Raw genomic sequence first — 16,282 nt, forward strand, 5'->3', positions numbered from 1 at the left:
GCTACTCGGCTGCGCGCTGCGCTGCCGACTGCACTCCGTTTGGCTTGACGGAATCGCCACGCCCGATGGCGTAATAGAGGAGGCCATGTTTGCGCACCTGCACGGGATCGTAGAGATTGCGGCCGTCGACGATCACCGGGTTGAGCAGATTTGCCTTCAGCCAGCCGAAATCGGCGACGCGGAACTGCTTCCATTCGGTGCAGATCACAAGCGCATCTGCGTCCTTGGCGGCGTCCTGAGGGCTCGCCGCAAGAACCAGATCCGACCGCTCGCCATAATGGCGGTGGGCTTCCTTCATGGCTTCCGGATCATAGGCCCTTACTTTGGCACCAGCGGCCCACAGCGCCTCCATGAGAACCCGGCTTGGGGCTTCGCGCATGTCGTCGGTGTTCGGCTTGAAGGCCAATCCCCACAGGGCAATCGTCCGGCCCTGCAAATCGCCATCGAAGGCCTGGGACAGTTTTCCGAAAAGAACATGCTTCTGCGTGTCGTTCACACGCTCGACCGCTTCCAGCAAATTTGCCGCGAAGCCAATGGAACGCGCCGTTCTTGCCAGGGCGCGCACGTCCTTGGGAAAACATGAGCCGCCATAGCCGCAGCCGGGATAGATGAACTGGTAGCCGATGCGCGGATCGGAGCCGATGCCATGGCGTACCTCCTCGATATCGGCGCCCAGCCTTTCGGCGATGTTTGCCATCTCGTTCATGAAGCTGATCTTCGTCGCCAGCATCGCGTTGGCGGCGTATTTTGTCAGTTCCGCCGAGCGCACATCCATGCTCATCAGCTTGTCATGGTTGCGGTTGTAAGGCGCATAGCAGTCGTGCAGCGTCTTCAGGACGGATTCCGAATTCGTGCCGATAATGATGCGGGCAGGGCGGGTGAAATCCTCGATCGCACTGCCCTCCTTCAGGAATTCCGGGTTGGAGCAGACATCGAAGGGATGATCCACGCCCCGCGCCTTCAAGGTGCTGGCAATGACGTCCGCGACCATGTCGGCGGTGCCGACCGGCACGGTCGACTTGCCGATGACGATCTTGTGACCGTCGATGTGTTCGCCGATTGTCCTGGCCACGGCCAGCACATGGCTGAGATCAGCCGAACCGTCGCCATTCGGCGGTGTGCCGACGGCGATGAAGATCAGTTCGGCAAATTTGATACCGTCCGGTGCATCGGTCGAGAACCGCAGCCGCCCGTTCTGGGCATTGCGGGCAACCATTTCCTTGAGGCCGGGCTCGAAGATTGGTACTTGGCCCCGCTTAAGAAGGGCGATCCGATCCTCGTCGATATCGATGCATAGCACATCGTGGCCGACATCGGCGAAGCAGGCGGCGGTGACCAGACCGACATAGCCGGTTCCGAAAATGCTCAATTTCATGAGTTCGTTCCTTGAACATGGGGCACTTTGGCCCGCCAAAGGCCGCCATGATCCTCGGCGGCAGCCTGTTCGGTTATTGCAATGTTCATCGTTCGCTTCTATCCGGTCGGTCAAGCAAGAGTTGGATCGGGGGTTTAACACATCGCCATGACAAAACATGACGAGATTCGGGCATCGCGATGAAGGTACTTTTGACGGGTGCGGCGGGGTTCGTCGGCTATCACGTCGCCCGGCGTTTTCTCGACCGGGGCGACAAGGTTCTCGGGCTCGACAATCTCAACGACTACTATGCCGTCAAGCTCAAGCACGACAGGCTTCAACATATTGAATCCCATAAAGGATTTCGCTTTCGAGAACTCGATGTCGCGCGGCGCGACCTTGGCGAAGCCATCGGACCGGAAGGCGCCGATGTCGACGTGATCGTCCATCTCGCTGCACAGGCCGGCGTCCGCTATTCCGTGACAAATCCTTACGCCTATGTCGATGCCAATGTGACAGGGCAGGTCGCGCTTTTCGAGCTGGCGGGACAGCTGCCGAAGCGCCCGCCGATCGTCTATGCAAGCTCCTCGTCCGTCTATGGCGCCAACGACAAGGTGCCGTTCGCGGAAGCGGACCGCACCGACAGCCCGGTTTCCATATATGCGGCGACCAAAAAGGCCGGCGAGCTGCTGGCGCACGTTTACGCCGACATGCATGGCATCCACTCTACGGGCCTGCGTCTGTTCACGGTCTATGGCCGCTATGGCCGCCCGGACATGGCGCCGTGGCTGTTCACCGACGCGATCCTGCAAGGCAAGCCTATTTCCGTCTTCAACAATGGCGAGATGCAGCGCGATTTCACCCATGTCAGCGACATCGTCGCCGGCGTCGTCGCTGCGGCGGATCGCGTCGTCTCTAACCCGGAAGAAACCGCGCCGGTCTACAATCTCGGCAACAATGCGCCGGTGAAATTGCTCGACTTCATCGCCGCGATCGAAAAGGCTGCCGGGCGTCAGGCGATCATGGAGATGAAGCCGAAGCCCGCCGGCGACGTGCTGCGGACATTTGCCGACATCCGGCTCGCCGAACGCGACCTTGGTTTCCAACCGAAAACCGCGCTGGAAGACGGCATGGCCGATTTCGTCGACTGGTTCAGGACATACAACCGCTCATGAGCCGTCTCGACAGTTTCATCCGCCGAATGACCGCGCAGCGCGACATTCTCAATCATGTCTGCATCGAGGTGGCAAAGATGGAGGGGCCGGTGTTGGAGCTCGGCCTCGGCAATGGCCGGACCTTCAACCATTTGCGCGAGCGCCTGCCCGGACGCCGGATCGTGGCCTTCGACCGCAAGCTTGCCGCACACGCCAGCTCCATTCCCGACGCTGAAAACCTCGTGCTCGGCGAAATTCGCGAGACGGCGAGCACTTTCGTCGGCATCGAAGCAGCGCTCGTTCATGCCGATATCGGCACCGGCTATGAAGACCGCGACGCCGTCACCCTCACCTGGCTTCCAGATCTTTCCGCCCGCCTCCTTCGCGTCGGCGGTATGGCGGTCAGCGGCCTGCCGCTCGAACATCAGCAATTGCAGCAGCTTCCGCCGCCGCCTTCGGTGCCGGCCGATCGCTATTTTATCTATCGGCGCGTGTGAGCCGCCCAAGCCTTCATGGGATTGTATAGACTGCGATCTCCCGCTCGATGCCGCGCAGCGAGACGTCATGCGGTACCGGCGTCAACGCGTTCCTGTGCAGCAGGTCGGCGGTTAGATTGTCATCGACAACAGCGCCGGTGACGAAGATCGCCTGTGCGTTGGCAAGGTTCTGCACGCGCGAGGCGATGTTGACCGTCTGGCCGAAATAGTCCTGCCGCTCATTCATCGACACGGCGATGCAAGGCCCCGCATGGACGCCGATCTTGAGCAGCAGGTCCTCGCGGCCGCTCTTGTCGTTCAGCGCGCGCATGGCATCGCGCATTCTGAGGGCCGCCGCGATAGCCCGGTCTGGAGTCGGGAAAGTCGCCATAACCGCGTCGCCGATCGTCTTCACCACCGCGCCGGCTTCCGCCGCCACAATTTCCTGCAGGACCTGGAAATGCGCGCGCACCATATCGAAGGCGGAAAGGTCGCCGACCCGTTCGTAAAGCTCGGTCGATCCGCGCAGATCGGTGAACAGGAATGTCAGGCTGGTGATCTTCAGGCGCTGATCGACGTCGAGTGTGTCGGTCCGATAAAGGTCGCGGAAAGTCTGATTAGAGAGCAGGCGCTTGGCCGTCAGGAACGGCCGCCGCTTGCCCAGCAAGCAGTGCAGCTCGTTGCCGGCAACGCAGACTGTCGGCAGGACACGCGTGTCCGTGCGGTTCTCGAGTGCGATGCGCAGCGGCCCCGGCTGCATCTCCAGCATCTGGCTCTGGATATGGTCGCGGTCGAAGACCAGGGAGAGGTTTCGGCGTTCCTTTGTCGGCTCGCCTTTGACATCGATGAACTGCGCCGAATGCGTAACCGGCTCGAAAACGATGACGAACTCGGCAGGAAGCTGGATGGTCAGCACGCCCTTCTCACCCGGCTCCAGCTCGACATCCTCCAGCGCGAAGCTGGCCATGGCCTCCTCGAAATTTTCCTCGGGCAGGTCTACGCCGGACGCCCAGTAGATCTGGCGGAAATACTCTATTACCGACAGTTGCTCGGGATTGTGCGCGGCGATCCGGCGAACCCTCGGGCTGACGGTGAATGTCACTTCCACCATCTCATCGAGCGTCGGCGCATAGCCTTCCGAGCAGAGCGCGCAGGTGTATTCCTCCTTTCGCACGGTTTTCAGCGTGGCGTTGCTGTCGAGCACGCCGCCGCAGCCTGGGCACAGCACGTTCCAGGAAATGTCGAATATGCCTACCCGCGCCGCATGGAGAAACGCGCCGATAACCCGTTCTTCGTCGAGGCCGTACTTGGCGGCGAAGGCTGGCGCATTGATACGGCAAAGTGCGCGATCCTCGCCTTCGGCAATGGTTCGCTTAATTGCATCGATCGCCTGCGGATCGACATCGCTCGATTGCCGCAGAAGTGAGAACAGGTCCTGAACTTCATTCATCGTGCCGGCTCCGGATAATGTGCCCCCGGAACGTGTCCGTCGACCGATGCCCTGGTCGCGGTCCTCTATTTTACTGCGAATCGGACCATCCGGCCATTCGAATAGATGAGCCTGCTGACAGCTGAATTTCAATTCGGTGCATTTCCAGCAGGCGCGGGTGGTTCTATGCTGACAGCGGGGGCATAAATCGTTGGGAATTTTCCCATGCAGACATCCGACAACCCGCCATTTCCCGCGGCCCTGCGTCTTTTCTCGGCTGCTGTCGTCATCGTCCTGATCGTCGGTGCCGGTCTATTCTTTGCACCCACTCTGGTTAAAGCCCGCTGGCCATGGGCCGTCACCCCGTTCAACGCCCGCTTCCTCGGCGGCTTCTACACCACCGAAATGGTGGTGATGGCGGCGCTGCTGGTGTGGAACCGCTGGTCGCCCGGCCGGCTCGTGCTGGTCATGGCCTTCATCTTCACCGTCATCGTGTCGGTCGCTTCATTCATCAACCTCGGCTACTTCGATTTCGCGCGCAAAGCGCCCTGGCTGTGGTTTGTCGTCTATCTGGCCTCGGTTGCAGTTTCAGGCTGGTTCCTGTGGCGGTCCAGAACCCGCCCTTCGGCCAAGGGCGTAACCTTGAACACCGCATGGCGCGGCTACATGCCGGTAGAATCGGCGATCCTTGCGCTCTATGGCGCCGGCCTGCTGTTGTTTCCCCTAACATTCAGCAGCTTCTGGCCATGGCCAATCGACGCCTTCCACGCGCAGGTCTACAGCGCCATCTTCCTCGCCGGTGCGGGCGGGATTTATCTCGTCTGGAGAAGCGCGCCGCGCGAGGAACTGCTGGTACTTGGCCTGGCGCAACTCCTGATCGGCCTGTTTGCCATCGTCGGCCTCGCCATCACCGATGCTGCCGTACATAAGATAAACTGGTCCGCGCCGGGAACATTGTGCTGGCTCGCCCTATTCGGCTGGATCGGCATCAGCGGCGTCTGCAAACTCTACACAGCCTCCAGGTATTCCAGCCCGCAATCGGCGTCATAGATTGCCAAGGCGACTGGATTTTGCGGCGATGTCCTGCGCATTGTGAAGACCTGATTTTCGCCAGCATCCAGGACGCCATGACCACCGCGACATCTCCATCTTCCGAAAAACTGCAGCCGCAGCTGCGGGCCGTCCGGCCAAGCGACGCTGAAGCGCTCTGCGCAATCTTCAACATGCCCGGCTTTCGCTGGGGCACGCTTCGGATGCCGTTCGAGATGATCGAGCAGGTCGAGCGGCGCATCGCCAAGTCCGGCCAGGAAACCACCTGGATCGTCGCGGAAGTGGATGGCAAGGTCGTCGGCGATGGCCGTCTCATCGTGCAGAGCTCCCCGCGCCGCGCTCATATCGGCGAGATCAATATCGGTCTTGATGACGCCTTTGTCGGCAAGGGCATAGGCTCAGCGATACTGGGGGCCTTGCTCGATGTTGCCGACAACTGGCGCGCCCTCAAGCGGGTCGAACTGACCGTCTATGCCGACAACGAGCCGGCCATCCGGCTCTACACGCGCCACGGCTTCGAGATCGAAGGCCGGCATGTGAAGGCTGGCTTTACCGACGGGCAGTACCACGACCTCCTGGCCATGGCCCGGCTGCGGTTCTGAATCCACCGACATAACTGTTTAGTTAAACTAACAATTCGTCCTGAGTTTCTAAATTGTGCTAATTTGGCGAGCCTCTTAAGGTCCACCCATAAGCAGCGCGTGAAAAGCTGCCTGCGCAGGCGATCCGGCAATCGCATGTGCGGAGGAAACAGAGCCGGCAAGCATCAGTCCAGATAGCGGGCAGCGTCTTTGGCGCCGGGCCCGACATGAAAGTCGTGACCTGAACGGCAAGCGGCGCGGTGCCCGTTTGCCGGAGCGTTGAAACGCGCCCGCAACCGACCATCAACTCAATCCTCCCAAGGACCAAACCATGAATCTTTCGACCTTGCTCCAAGCCCGCGCCGCCAAAGGCCGCCCCGTCCGCGTTGGCCTGATCGGCGCCGGCAAATTCGGCTCGATGGTGCTCGCACAGGCGCAGCGCATCGAAGGCTTCCATATGGTTGCGGTTGCCGACCTCAATGTCGGCAAGGCGCGCGAGTCATTCGATCGCGTCGGCTGGCCGAAGGAGCGCTACTCCGCCACCAGCGCGGCGGACGCGGTGAAGAACGGCACCACATTCGTCACCGACGATGTCAACACACTGCTCGCCTGCGGTGAGATCGAATGCGTCATCGAGGCGACCGGCCATCCTCTCGCCGGCGCCCGCCATGCCCTCAGTGCCATCGAGCACAATAAGCATGTCGTCATGGTCAATGTCGAAGCCGACGTCATGGTCGGGCCGATCCTGGCCGAGAAGGCGCGCGCCAAGGGCCTTGTCTACTCCATGGCCTATGGCGATCAGCCGGCGCTGATCTGCGAGCTGGTCGACTGGGCCCGCGCCACCGGTTTCGAGATTACGGCTGCCGGCAAGGGCATGAATTTCGAGCCGCGCTACCGCTATTCCACACCGGACACCGTGTGGGGTTTCTTCGGCTGGACCGAGGAGGAGGTCGCCAAGGGCGACTTCAATCCGAAGATGTACAATTCCTTCACCGACGGCACCAAGGCGGCGATCGAAATGGCAGCGGTGGCCAACGGTACCGGTCTCGACTGCCCGGATGATGGCCTCGCCTTCCCGCCTTCGGGCCTGCACGATCTGGCGAAGGTGTTCCGCCCAGCCGCTGACGGTGGTCGTATGGCCCGCTCGGGTCTGGTTGATATCGCCGCCAGCCAGGAGCCGGACGGTCGCGAGGTGTTCAACAACATCCGCTACGGTGTCTTCGTCACCTTCAAGGCGCACAATGAATATGCCCGTGCCTGCTTCAAGCAGTATGGCCTGCTGACCGACCCATCCGGCTGGTATGCCTCAATGTGGCGTCCGTTCCACATCATCGGGCTGGAAACCTCCGTCAGCGTGCTTTCGGCGGTCCTGCGTGGCGAAGCCACCGGTACCTCGAAGGAATTCCGCGGTGATGCCGTCGCCACCGCCAAGAAGGACATGCAACCCGGCGAAATGCTCGACGGCGAGGGCGGTTTTGCCGTATGGGCCAATGCCATCCCGGCGACCCGCAGCCTCGAACTTCGCGCCCTGCCGATCGGCCTGGCCCATAATGTGAAGCTCAAGCGACCGATCAAGAAGGATCAGATCGTCAGCTTTGACGATGTCGAATTGGTCGACGATCTCGACGTGGTCAAGCTTCGCCGGGACATGGAAGACAACTTCCGGCCGGGCAAGAGCGTCGCGGCCTGAAGCAGGATGGGAGGATCGAAAGTGAATACGGCAAAGGCATTCGTCGTCATCGCGGAATTCCAGGTGAAGCCTGGAAAGATGGATGCCTTTATCGAGGCGGCTCTCGACGATGCGCGCCATTCGGTGGCCGACGAGCCCGGATGCCGTCAGTTCGACGTCATCCGGCCGGAGGGCTCCGACGATACGGTCGTCTTCTATGAAGTCTATGACAGCCGCGCCGATTTCGACGCCCATCTGGAAACGCCGCATCTGGGCCGCTTCCGCGAGGCCTTTCCACCTCTCATCGTGACGGAGCGTCCTGTGCGCTTTTGTGAACGGCAGCATCCATGATGCAGACCGGACGCAGGATCGGCTTCGTCGGCACCGGCATCATGGGCGGGCATATGGCGCGCCGGCTGGCCGAGGCCGGTTTCACTGTCACGGCATGGAACCGTACGGCGCAGAAGGCTGAGGCTCTGAAGGGGCAGGGTGTTTCGATCAGCGCCTCGGCCGTCGACGCCGCGCGGGACGCCGATGCCGTCATCTGCATGCTGAGTTCCGGCCCGGTCTGCGACGCGGTTCTGCTGGGGCAGGGCGGTGTCATCGCGGCAATGAAGCCAGGCTCGACCCTGATCGTCATGAGCTCCATTCCCGTCGAAACCGCGCAGGCTCAGGCGGTTGCTGCCGCAGAGTCCAAAGTCCGCTACATCGACGCGCCGGTTTCCGGCGGTGAGAAGGGCGCGCGCGAAGGCACGCTTGCCATCATGGCCGGAGGCGATACGGAGACAGTCGAGGCAACGCGGCCGCTGTTTGCGCCGCTTGGCCGCCTCACCCGTGTCGGCCCTGTGGGCACCGGCGAACTCACCAAGCTCGCCAACCAGTTGATCGTCGCATCCAACATCTGCGCTGTCGCCGAAGCACTCACCCTAGCCAAACGCGGCGGCGCAGACCCGGCCCGCGTGCGCGAGGCGCTGCTCGGCGGCTTCGCCGATTCCACGGTGCTGAAGCAGCACGCGCTACGCATGGTCGAGAGCGACTTCCAGCCCGGCGGCCCCGCCAAATATCAGGTCAAGGATACTTCGACCGCACTCTCCCTTGCTCGCGCGCATGGGCTGACATTGCCGGTGGCGGAGAATGTGGACCGCCTCTTCCAGGCGATGGTGGACAATGGCGACGGCGACCTCGACCACAGCGCCGTTATCCTGGAACTGGAACGCATCAATTCCGGTGGAGGCACTCGCCCCGCCGAATAGGACATCTGAAGACAAGTGGAGGAGAATAAAATGAAGCACCTTTCGATACGCGGCCTGCTGACTGCAGCCGCAATGTTCGTCGCAACCGCAGCTCACGCCGGCGCGACGCTGACGCTGTCTACGCCCGATCCCGACGGTTCGGAGATCACGGTTGCGGCAAACAAATTTGCCGAACTGGTCGCCGCCAAGACCAATGGCGAGGTCACGGTAAAAGTATTCCCGAACGGAACCCTCTACGGCGGCGATCCATCGGCTGCGGTGAAGCAGCTGGCCGGCGGCTCGCTCGACATGCTGGTTCTGGCGACATCGCTCTATGCCAATTTCAACCCGAAATTCTCGGCCATCTCGATCCCCTATCTGTTCGACGATGAGGCGCAGCTGCGCACCTATCTGGCGGGAGAGCAGGGTCAGGAGCTTATTTCCGATCTTAACAATATCGGCATCAAGGGCATCAACCTGTGGACGCGCCCCTTCCGCCAGATGACCAATTCGCGCCATGCGATCGAGAAGCCCGCCGATCTCGCCGGCATGAAGTTCCGCGTGCCCAACAATCCGCTCTGGGTCGAGTTCTTCAAGAAACTGGGTGCGGCCCCGACGCCGATGGCCTTCGCCGAAGTTTACAACGCCTTGCAGTTGAAGGTCGTCGACGGCCAGGAAAACCCGATCAACGTGCCGGTCAGCGCCAAGTTCTACGAGGTGCAGAAATACGTCTCGATCACCAATCACATGGCCGATGGCTGGGTGTTGGGCATCAACCCAGCCAAATATGAAGCGCTGAGCGACGCGGAGAAGGCGGCAATCACCGAGGCCGCCAAGGAAGCGGAGGCCTGGAAGGTCGAGAACGACGCGGCAACGGCCGAATCCTCGATCGCCGAGCTCGAAAAGCACGGTATGCAGACCAACCGCCTGACGTCCGAGCAGCAGCAGGCATTCGTCGCCGTGTCGAAGGAACTGTTCCCGGTCTTCGCCGGCCTCGTCAAGGACCAGGCCTTCTTCGACAAGACGGTCGCGGCGGTCGGCAAGCAGTAGTAAACCCGGTTGACCGGACCTGCCAACAGGCGGGTCCGGAAAGGGAGGAGGCGTCATGGCCCACAACACATCCACTTTCGGCAAGATCGTCACGCTGTTGACCGACGTGGCCGCCGGGGTTGCCGTCTTCGGCGTTCTCGTCGTCGTGCTCCTGCAGGTGTCCAGCCGCCTCCTCGGCGTACCGGTTTCATGGACCGAGGAGGCCACCCGCTATCTCTTCGTCTGGATGATCTTCCTCGGTCTGTCCGCCGGCTTCCGCACCGTCGAGACCGCGCGCGTCACCGTCTTCATAGGTGCCGTGCCTAGGCTGTTCCGGCGCTTGGCGGTGCCGATCTATGTCATTTCCTCCGTCCTGTTTTTCATCCTCATGGGCTGGACCGGCATCACGTTGGTCAAGCAGCAGCTGATGATGAACGAGACCGCGGCAACCCTCGCGGTTCCCATGTGGGTCATCGGTATCATCATGCCGGTTTCGGCAGTGCTCGCTATCCTTGCCATCATCGAATCGCTCCGCACACGGCGTGACCTGATTGCCCTGCCCGAAGACGCGTTCCCGGCAATCCGCAGCGAAGACGCTGACGTCATCACCAACGCAGGAAAATCGTCATGAGTATCGCATTGCTCGTCATCTTCCTGCTGCTTTCGGCACTTGGCGTTCCGCTCGCCGTTGCGCTTGGGCTCGCCAGCGTCGCCGCCATGCTAATGTTCACCTCGACGCCGATCGACCTCCTGTCGCAGAGCATGTTCTCGGCGATGAATTCCTTCCTCCTCGTCGCCGTACCGTTGTTCATCCTCGTCGGCGTGCTTATGGAGCGCGGCCGCGTTGCCGAAAAACTGTTCGACTTCGCCGGCGCCATGGTCGGCTGGATGCCGGGTGGGCTCGGCCACGTCAATGTGGTCTCCTCGGTCATCTTTGGCGGCGTCTCGGGCTCCTCGGTCGCCGACATCGCCTCCATCGGCGCCATCGAGATCAAGGCCATGGAGCGCCACGGCTTTCCCAAGGGCTATGCCGTCGGCATGACGCTTTGCACTTCCACGCTGTCGTCCATCATCCCGCCATCGATCCTCGTCGTCATCGCCGGGTCGATCGCCAATGTCTCGATCGGCACGCTGCTGGTGGCAGGCCTGATCCCTGGCCTGTTCATCGCCTTCATGTTCATGGTGTTCAATCACTTCTACGCCGTGCGCCATGGCTACAACCCGCCGACGCCGTTCAACCTGCGCCTTGTGATCACCACCGGCCTTGCCGCCATCCTGCCGATGCTGACACCGGTCATCCTGCTCATCGGTATCGTCGACGGCTATTTCACGCCGACGGAGGCAGCCGCGATCGCCGTGCTCTACACGCTGTTCCTGGCGGTGGTGCTCTACCGCACCATCCCGCTCAGGGAATTGCCCGGCATCTTCATGGAAACGGCGCGCGTCTCCGGCACCATCCTGTTCATCGCCGCCACCGCCAAGCTCGGCGCATGGGTCTTCACCTATGACGGCCTGCCGGCGCAGGTCGCGACCTTCCTCAGCCATATCAGCAACGGGCCGACCACGACGCTGGTGCTGATCTTCCTGTTCCTGATCGTCGTTGGCATGTTCATGGATGCGATCGCCGCGATGTTCATCCTCATTCCGGTGCTGATGCCGCCGGCCGTCTCGATGGGGGTCGACCCTATGCACTTCCTCATCGTTATGGTCATCACGCTGACGCTCGGGCTCGTCACGCCGCCGGTAGGCGTCTGCCTCTTCGCAGTAGCGCAAGTGGCAAAAATGTCGATCGAGGATGTGGTGAAAGGCTCGCTTGCTCCGATGTCGGTGCTGGTCGCGGCAATCCTGGCGCTGGTGCTGTTCCCGGTGCTGACGCTCGGACCAATCCGCTTGCTCGGGCTTTACTAGACCGGTTATGACCATCGGCATGAAGAACGCAGTTGCCGCCAGATCGGATTTCCTTGTCGTCATGGGCATAGCCGGCACCGGCAAGACGGAAATCGCCAGCCGTCTTGCCGAAGCCCTAGCCTGCCAATGGATCGAGGCTGACAGGCTGCACAGTGCGGAAAATGTCGAACGCATGCGGCAGGGCATCGGCCTTACCGACGAGCAGCGCTGGCCATGGCTCGCCGCCATCTGCGATGCCGCCCTTGCAGAGCCGGGCCGCCCAGTGGTCATCGCCTGTTCGGCGCTGAGACGGCGCTATCGAGACTTCATGCGCGACCGGCTCGGCCCCGTCCGGTTCCTGTTTCTCGAAGGATCGGCAGCACTGATCGAGCAGAGGCTTGGAGCGCGCAAGAGCCACTTCGCCACCACCTCGCTGCTGGCGAGCCAACTTGCAACGCTGGAGCCGCCGACTGACGAGGAGAACCCAGTCCGTCTCGATATTGCACTGACGCCGGCCGAAATCGTTGCGCAGACCGTAGCCGTCTTGCGTGCCGAGTAGGTACTCGCGGACAATTAGGCGGCGGGTAGGTTCCGCGCCTGCCACGCGCTGCCCTCGCTACGCAGCCAGTCGAGGAAAAGCCGCACCTTCTTCTGCCGCAGATGGTCGCGCGGACAGACGATCCATTGCGTGATCAGCCGCACCTGCGGCGGCGCCTTGACGGGGCAGACCAGCCGCCCGCTCGCCAGTTCGCTTTCCATCATCAACGTGCTTTCCAGCGCGATGCCCATGCCGTCCACGGCTGCATCAATCGCCATATGGCTGCGGTCGAACAGCACACGGCGCCAGCGCTCCTTTGGGTCCACGCCGGCGAGTGAAAACCAGCGTCCCCATTGCGCCTGCGACTTCACCGAATGGATCAGCCGGTGGCTCGGCAGGTCGGCTGCATCCAGGCTACCCGCCGCCGCATAATGTGGCGCGCAGGCCGGCAAAAACTCCTCCTCCGCCACGCCTTCGACGAACAGGCCCGGCCAGCGCCCGTCGCCGTGACGGATCTCGACATCGACGAGTTCACGGTTGAAATCAGTCGGCTCGTTGGTGCCATCAAGCCTCATCTCGAGATCCGGATGATTGTCCAGAAACGAGCCGAGGCGAGGCAGCAGCCACTTGGCCGAAAATGTTGGTGTGGCGCGCACGGTCAGCGCAGTGATCGAGCGATAGCCGCGAATGGTGTTCGTCGCCTCGGCAATGCCTTCGATCTCGTCGGTGATGGTGGCGAAATAGCGCTCGCCCGCCTCAGTCAGCACGATGCCGCGGCCCATCTTGGTCATTAGCGTCACACCGAGCTGCACCTCCAGCGCCTGGATCTGCTGGCTGACCGCCGAGGGCGTGACGCTCAGCTCTTCCGCAGCCTTGGAAATACTGCCGGCGCGCGCGGCGGTATGAAACACCCAGATCGCTCTGATCGGTATCTGCATGATTGAACCGTTTAGCCTGACTAACGTTTTTTCAACGATAGCGGATTTTCGCTAATGTGATAGCTGAAGGTTTCGTGCCGCCGTTGAGGCCGGGACTAGCGGTAACAGTTGTGAGGTTCTCAAGCTCTCGTCCCCATTGACTATTGGCGAAGGCAGAACATGCAGTTCGTCGACCTTGGCAATTAGCGGTGACAATCGTGAAATCGTCATCCCGGGAACCGGAGTGAAGCGCAGGTTAGGCGCGGCCCGGTCCTGACGCTGATACATTCTGCACCGTTGCGTTCTTCTTTGAGGCTCCGGCATGGATCCCCGGGTCTCCGCCCTTCGCTTCGCTCGTGCTGCGACCCGAGGATGACGAGGTGGTGGGTGTCGCAGCCAATCGCAAACGTTGTTGCTGGCCAAAGACGCAACAGCCGCGAGCCAGCGTTGTCGATTAGCTAGAGCCAAACACGCAATTCGTCATCCTCGGGTCGCAGCACGAGCGAAGCGAAGGGCGTGGGTCGCTCTTGCGACGGGGATCCATGCCGGGACATCAATGAAGTTCACTGCGGTGCAGAACCATCCGGCATTATGGAGCAAATGCCACAACAGTTCGTCTGCCAATCGAACCATGATGAGAATCTGCCGATAACCGAGATTCAGCAGACGCCACCGATCTGAGGCTATCGCGTTGCTATTGCTGAAAATCACGCACATCAAAGTAGTGATGAAGACGCTTCACCAGGAATAGTGAGTGTCGATCCCGTTCGGAATTTGGTTCGGCTGAGCATTCATTCGCTGATGCCGTTAACGAAGCCGCTTTAGCTGAACAAACATTGCTTACCCGCACTAGATTCCGATCACCCGCACCTTGTATCAGCCTGGCCGTGAGGCCGCGTTGCCGATGAGCAAACATGAGTGGCGCAAGGGAACGGCCACGGTGGAATTAAGTTTTAAGTTGTCGGTTGACAACTTATGTGGTGGGAGATATCTGTGTGGCACGGAATAGGCATCCAAAGAAGGAGGTCGAGAATGTCCTGCAGGAGCTTGAGGTGCCCGCAGCCGACAGAGGATTGTCGCTGCGGGCAATACTGTCAGATGACAGTCAATTCGACACCACAGAATGCGGCGAGCCATGCCGCAAAGCTCCGGAGCAAGGCAATGGCCTGCACGAGCCCGCTAAAGAAGGAAAAGGAAGAAGACAATGGCTGAGCAGTTCGAGTTTGAGCTCGTTTTCGGTTTGCCGGAAGGCGAATACGATTCCTTTGATCTGTCGGATGCTGTCTTCGAAGCTGGTTTTGAAGATGCTGTCATCGGAACGGGCAACCCACGTCTTCTTGGCGTTGAACTCGAGGTCGAAGGCGATGATGCGGAGGCCATTATGGTTGCCGCAGCCAAGGCAATCATGAAAAATCTCCCTGCAGGCACGGAACTTCGAGAAGCACGGCCTGACTTGGTGAGCCAGGGAGAGGTTGCTGAGAAGCTTGGCGTTTCGAAGCAATCACTTCAGAAAAGAGAGATGCCTCTGCCGGTCATGGGTGGACTCTATCGTATCGACGAAGTCGAAGATCTTCTCGCCAGGGCGGAGAAGTCCGCAAAGCGGAAACCTCGCTTCAACATTAGCAACGTCAGAAAATGGTTTCTTGCTGGCCGTGCGGCTCGCCGTTTGAACGCTCGTATTGCCATGAAAACACTCGATGTTCACTCGCTTGAAGCTGTCGAACCCTGATAGACCTCGAACAGCAGTCGATTTCGCTCTCAAGGCCTTCATCGGCAATGAACTGCTACGCCATATCGAGCGATGTGAGCGGACGACCAGCGCGTCTCAGGATATCAAGAGCGAGATGCCTGTTGTTTCTGCCCTTGAGAAGCTCAGTCACGCGTTTATTGGCGGCATCGAGCGATGCCGCACCGCGCTTTGCAGGCGATTGAACTCGGGTGATAGGTCGGGTCATAGGATCTGATCACAGTCTCGAATGCTGTTCTCTGACCCTCGAGCGCTGCGATCTCAGCTCGCAGTTCCTGCACTTTTGCGGTGATTTCGGCCAGCCGCGCCTTCAACTCCGCGACAATAGCCGCCATTCGCAATACTCCAGTTTTCAGGTCCTAGAGTATCGCCGATGGCTTCAGGGGAATCTTGTGGCACTTGCTCCATAATGCCGGAACCATCGAAGATGAAGCTTGCGAAGTGGAGGAAAGATTTCCACCCAATTTCCACTCAACCCATTGTTTCCATTCACCCCACACATTTTTTCACGCCCAATCTTTCCCCACCCTCAAACCACTCCTCCATAATCCCCCCATCGCTCCTGCGGGACCGGGTCTGGAACCGGGATCAAGGGGGAGTGGCGGTGACCTCCCGCCCTGGTGTGGTAGCCAGGGACCCGAGGGCCCGACACAGGCCGGCGTGGAACGAGCACGGCGCAAATGCCACTGCCCAAAACCATGCGGAGAAGCCGCGGCGTCTTGTCCATGGAATGTACATGGAGCGGGCGTTGTGACCGGCCAACTTCGGGACAGGTTAGGAACGGTCCGCGCAGCGGACGAAAAGCCAACGATTTGGCTTTTCGAGTGACTAACGAGCGGGGCGCGGAAGTCGCGCCACGTACTAAACATTAGGAAGGCACGGCCAGGCGCCCCGCTTCCCAATCTTTGACAATGGCCAGACGGTGAAAACCGGGCGTGGCGATAGAGAAACTGCGCCTGCGTTTTCTCCCCCCTTGAGGGGGAGATGGCGCGAAGCGCCAGAGGGGGTCGTTTATGCCGTACTGAACGTCGAGCACTGCCGCAACGACCCCACCCGGCGGCTTGCCGTCGCCCTCCCCTCAAGGGGGAGGGAGACGCTGCGTCTCCACCCAGGTTCGTTCTGCTCGCACCTGCAACATTTTTAAGACGATATTCTCGCCTTTGCGAAATGCGCAAAAAACAGTCCTTTGCTTAAACGGCGGGCATTCCAGACGATATGG

The 16,282-nt window shown here is 60.7% G+C and carries 15 protein-coding genes; 12 read left to right on the forward strand and 3 right to left on the reverse strand.

Features of this window, described 5'->3' with window-relative positions; translation table 11 throughout:
- Position 1: 1 nt before the first annotated feature.
- A complete protein-coding gene (locus tag BM413_RS29160; RefSeq protein WP_091918362.1) occupies positions 2 to 1,375 on the reverse strand; it encodes a UDP-glucose dehydrogenase family protein in 1,374 nt (457 codons plus the stop codon).
- A 179-nt stretch (positions 1,376 to 1,554) separates the two neighbouring features.
- Between BM413_RS29160 and BM413_RS29165 the strand changes: the two genes are divergently transcribed.
- Entirely contained in the window at positions 1,555 to 2,529 is a 975-nt protein-coding gene (locus tag BM413_RS29165; protein WP_091918363.1) for an NAD-dependent epimerase/dehydratase family protein, read from the forward strand.
- The gene (locus BM413_RS29170) at positions 2,526 to 3,005 is read left to right on the forward strand and encodes a class I SAM-dependent methyltransferase (protein WP_091918364.1); all 480 of its coding nucleotides are present in this window, start codon (positions 2,526 to 2,528) and stop codon (positions 3,003 to 3,005) included. Before BM413_RS29165 ends, BM413_RS29170 begins: the two co-directional genes overlap by 4 nt.
- A 13-nt stretch (positions 3,006 to 3,018) precedes the next feature.
- On the opposite strand, the gene BM413_RS29175 is transcribed toward BM413_RS29170, so the two are convergent.
- Positions 3,019 to 4,434, reverse strand: coding sequence for an adenylate/guanylate cyclase domain-containing protein (locus BM413_RS29175; protein ID WP_091918365.1), 1,416 nt, complete (start codon positions 4,432 to 4,434; stop codon positions 3,019 to 3,021).
- A 204-nt stretch (positions 4,435 to 4,638) separates the two neighbouring features.
- On the opposite strand from BM413_RS29175, the gene BM413_RS29180 reads away from it, so the two are divergent.
- The 9 genes from BM413_RS29180 to BM413_RS29220 all read left to right on the forward strand — a co-directional run bounded on the left by BM413_RS29180 (position 4,639) and on the right by BM413_RS29220 (position 12,420).
- Entirely contained in the window at positions 4,639 to 5,463 is an 825-nt protein-coding gene (locus tag BM413_RS29180; RefSeq protein WP_091918366.1) for a hypothetical protein, read from the forward strand.
- A gap of 77 nt (positions 5,464 to 5,540) precedes the next feature.
- Positions 5,541 to 6,065 (forward strand): GNAT family N-acetyltransferase, encoded by a 525-nt coding sequence (locus BM413_RS29185; RefSeq protein ID WP_091918367.1) that lies wholly within the window; start codon positions 5,541 to 5,543, stop codon positions 6,063 to 6,065.
- 310 nt (positions 6,066 to 6,375) lie between these two features.
- Positions 6,376 to 7,734 (forward strand): NAD(P)H-dependent oxidoreductase, encoded by a 1,359-nt coding sequence (locus BM413_RS29190; protein ID WP_091918368.1) that lies wholly within the window; start codon positions 6,376 to 6,378, stop codon positions 7,732 to 7,734.
- A 6-nt stretch (positions 7,735 to 7,740) separates the two neighbouring features.
- A complete protein-coding gene (locus tag BM413_RS29195) occupies positions 7,741 to 8,064 on the forward strand; it encodes a putative quinol monooxygenase (RefSeq protein WP_091918369.1) in 324 nt (107 codons plus the stop codon).
- Complete coding sequence (locus BM413_RS29200; protein ID WP_091918383.1) at positions 8,064 to 8,966, forward strand: NAD(P)-dependent oxidoreductase; 903 nt, start codon at positions 8,064 to 8,066, stop codon at positions 8,964 to 8,966. Before BM413_RS29195 ends, BM413_RS29200 begins: the two co-directional genes overlap by 1 nt.
- 30 nt (positions 8,967 to 8,996) lie before the next feature.
- The gene (locus BM413_RS29205) at positions 8,997 to 9,995 is read left to right on the forward strand and encodes a DctP family TRAP transporter solute-binding subunit (protein WP_091918370.1); all 999 of its coding nucleotides are present in this window, start codon (positions 8,997 to 8,999) and stop codon (positions 9,993 to 9,995) included.
- Between the two features lie 55 nt (positions 9,996 to 10,050).
- The gene (locus tag BM413_RS29210) at positions 10,051 to 10,605 is read left to right on the forward strand and encodes a TRAP transporter small permease (protein ID WP_091918371.1); all 555 of its coding nucleotides are present in this window, start codon (positions 10,051 to 10,053) and stop codon (positions 10,603 to 10,605) included.
- The gene (locus tag BM413_RS29215) at positions 10,602 to 11,882 is read left to right on the forward strand and encodes a TRAP transporter large permease (RefSeq protein WP_091918372.1); all 1,281 of its coding nucleotides are present in this window, start codon (positions 10,602 to 10,604) and stop codon (positions 11,880 to 11,882) included. The genes BM413_RS29210 and BM413_RS29215 overlap by 4 nt, the downstream gene beginning before the upstream one ends.
- 19 nt (positions 11,883 to 11,901) lie before the next feature.
- Positions 11,902 to 12,420, forward strand: a complete 519-nt coding sequence (locus BM413_RS29220; RefSeq protein ID WP_091918384.1) for a gluconokinase — start codon at positions 11,902 to 11,904, stop codon at positions 12,418 to 12,420.
- 14 nt (positions 12,421 to 12,434) lie between these two features.
- Here BM413_RS29220 and BM413_RS29225 read toward each other — a convergent pair whose 3' ends face one another.
- Positions 12,435 to 13,337, reverse strand: a complete 903-nt coding sequence (locus BM413_RS29225) for a LysR substrate-binding domain-containing protein (protein ID WP_091918373.1) — start codon at positions 13,335 to 13,337, stop codon at positions 12,435 to 12,437.
- Positions 13,338 to 14,520: 1,183 nt separating this feature from the next.
- Between BM413_RS29225 and BM413_RS29230 the strand changes: the two genes are divergently transcribed.
- On the forward strand, positions 14,521 to 15,045 hold the full coding sequence (locus BM413_RS29230; protein WP_091918374.1) for a hypothetical protein: 525 nt from the start codon (positions 14,521 to 14,523) through the stop codon (positions 15,043 to 15,045).
- Positions 15,046 to 16,282 lie beyond the last annotated feature (1,237 nt).

It is taken from the genome of Mesorhizobium sp. YR577 (assembly GCF_900116595.1).
Classification (GTDB): domain Bacteria; phylum Pseudomonadota; class Alphaproteobacteria; order Rhizobiales; family Rhizobiaceae; genus Mesorhizobium_M.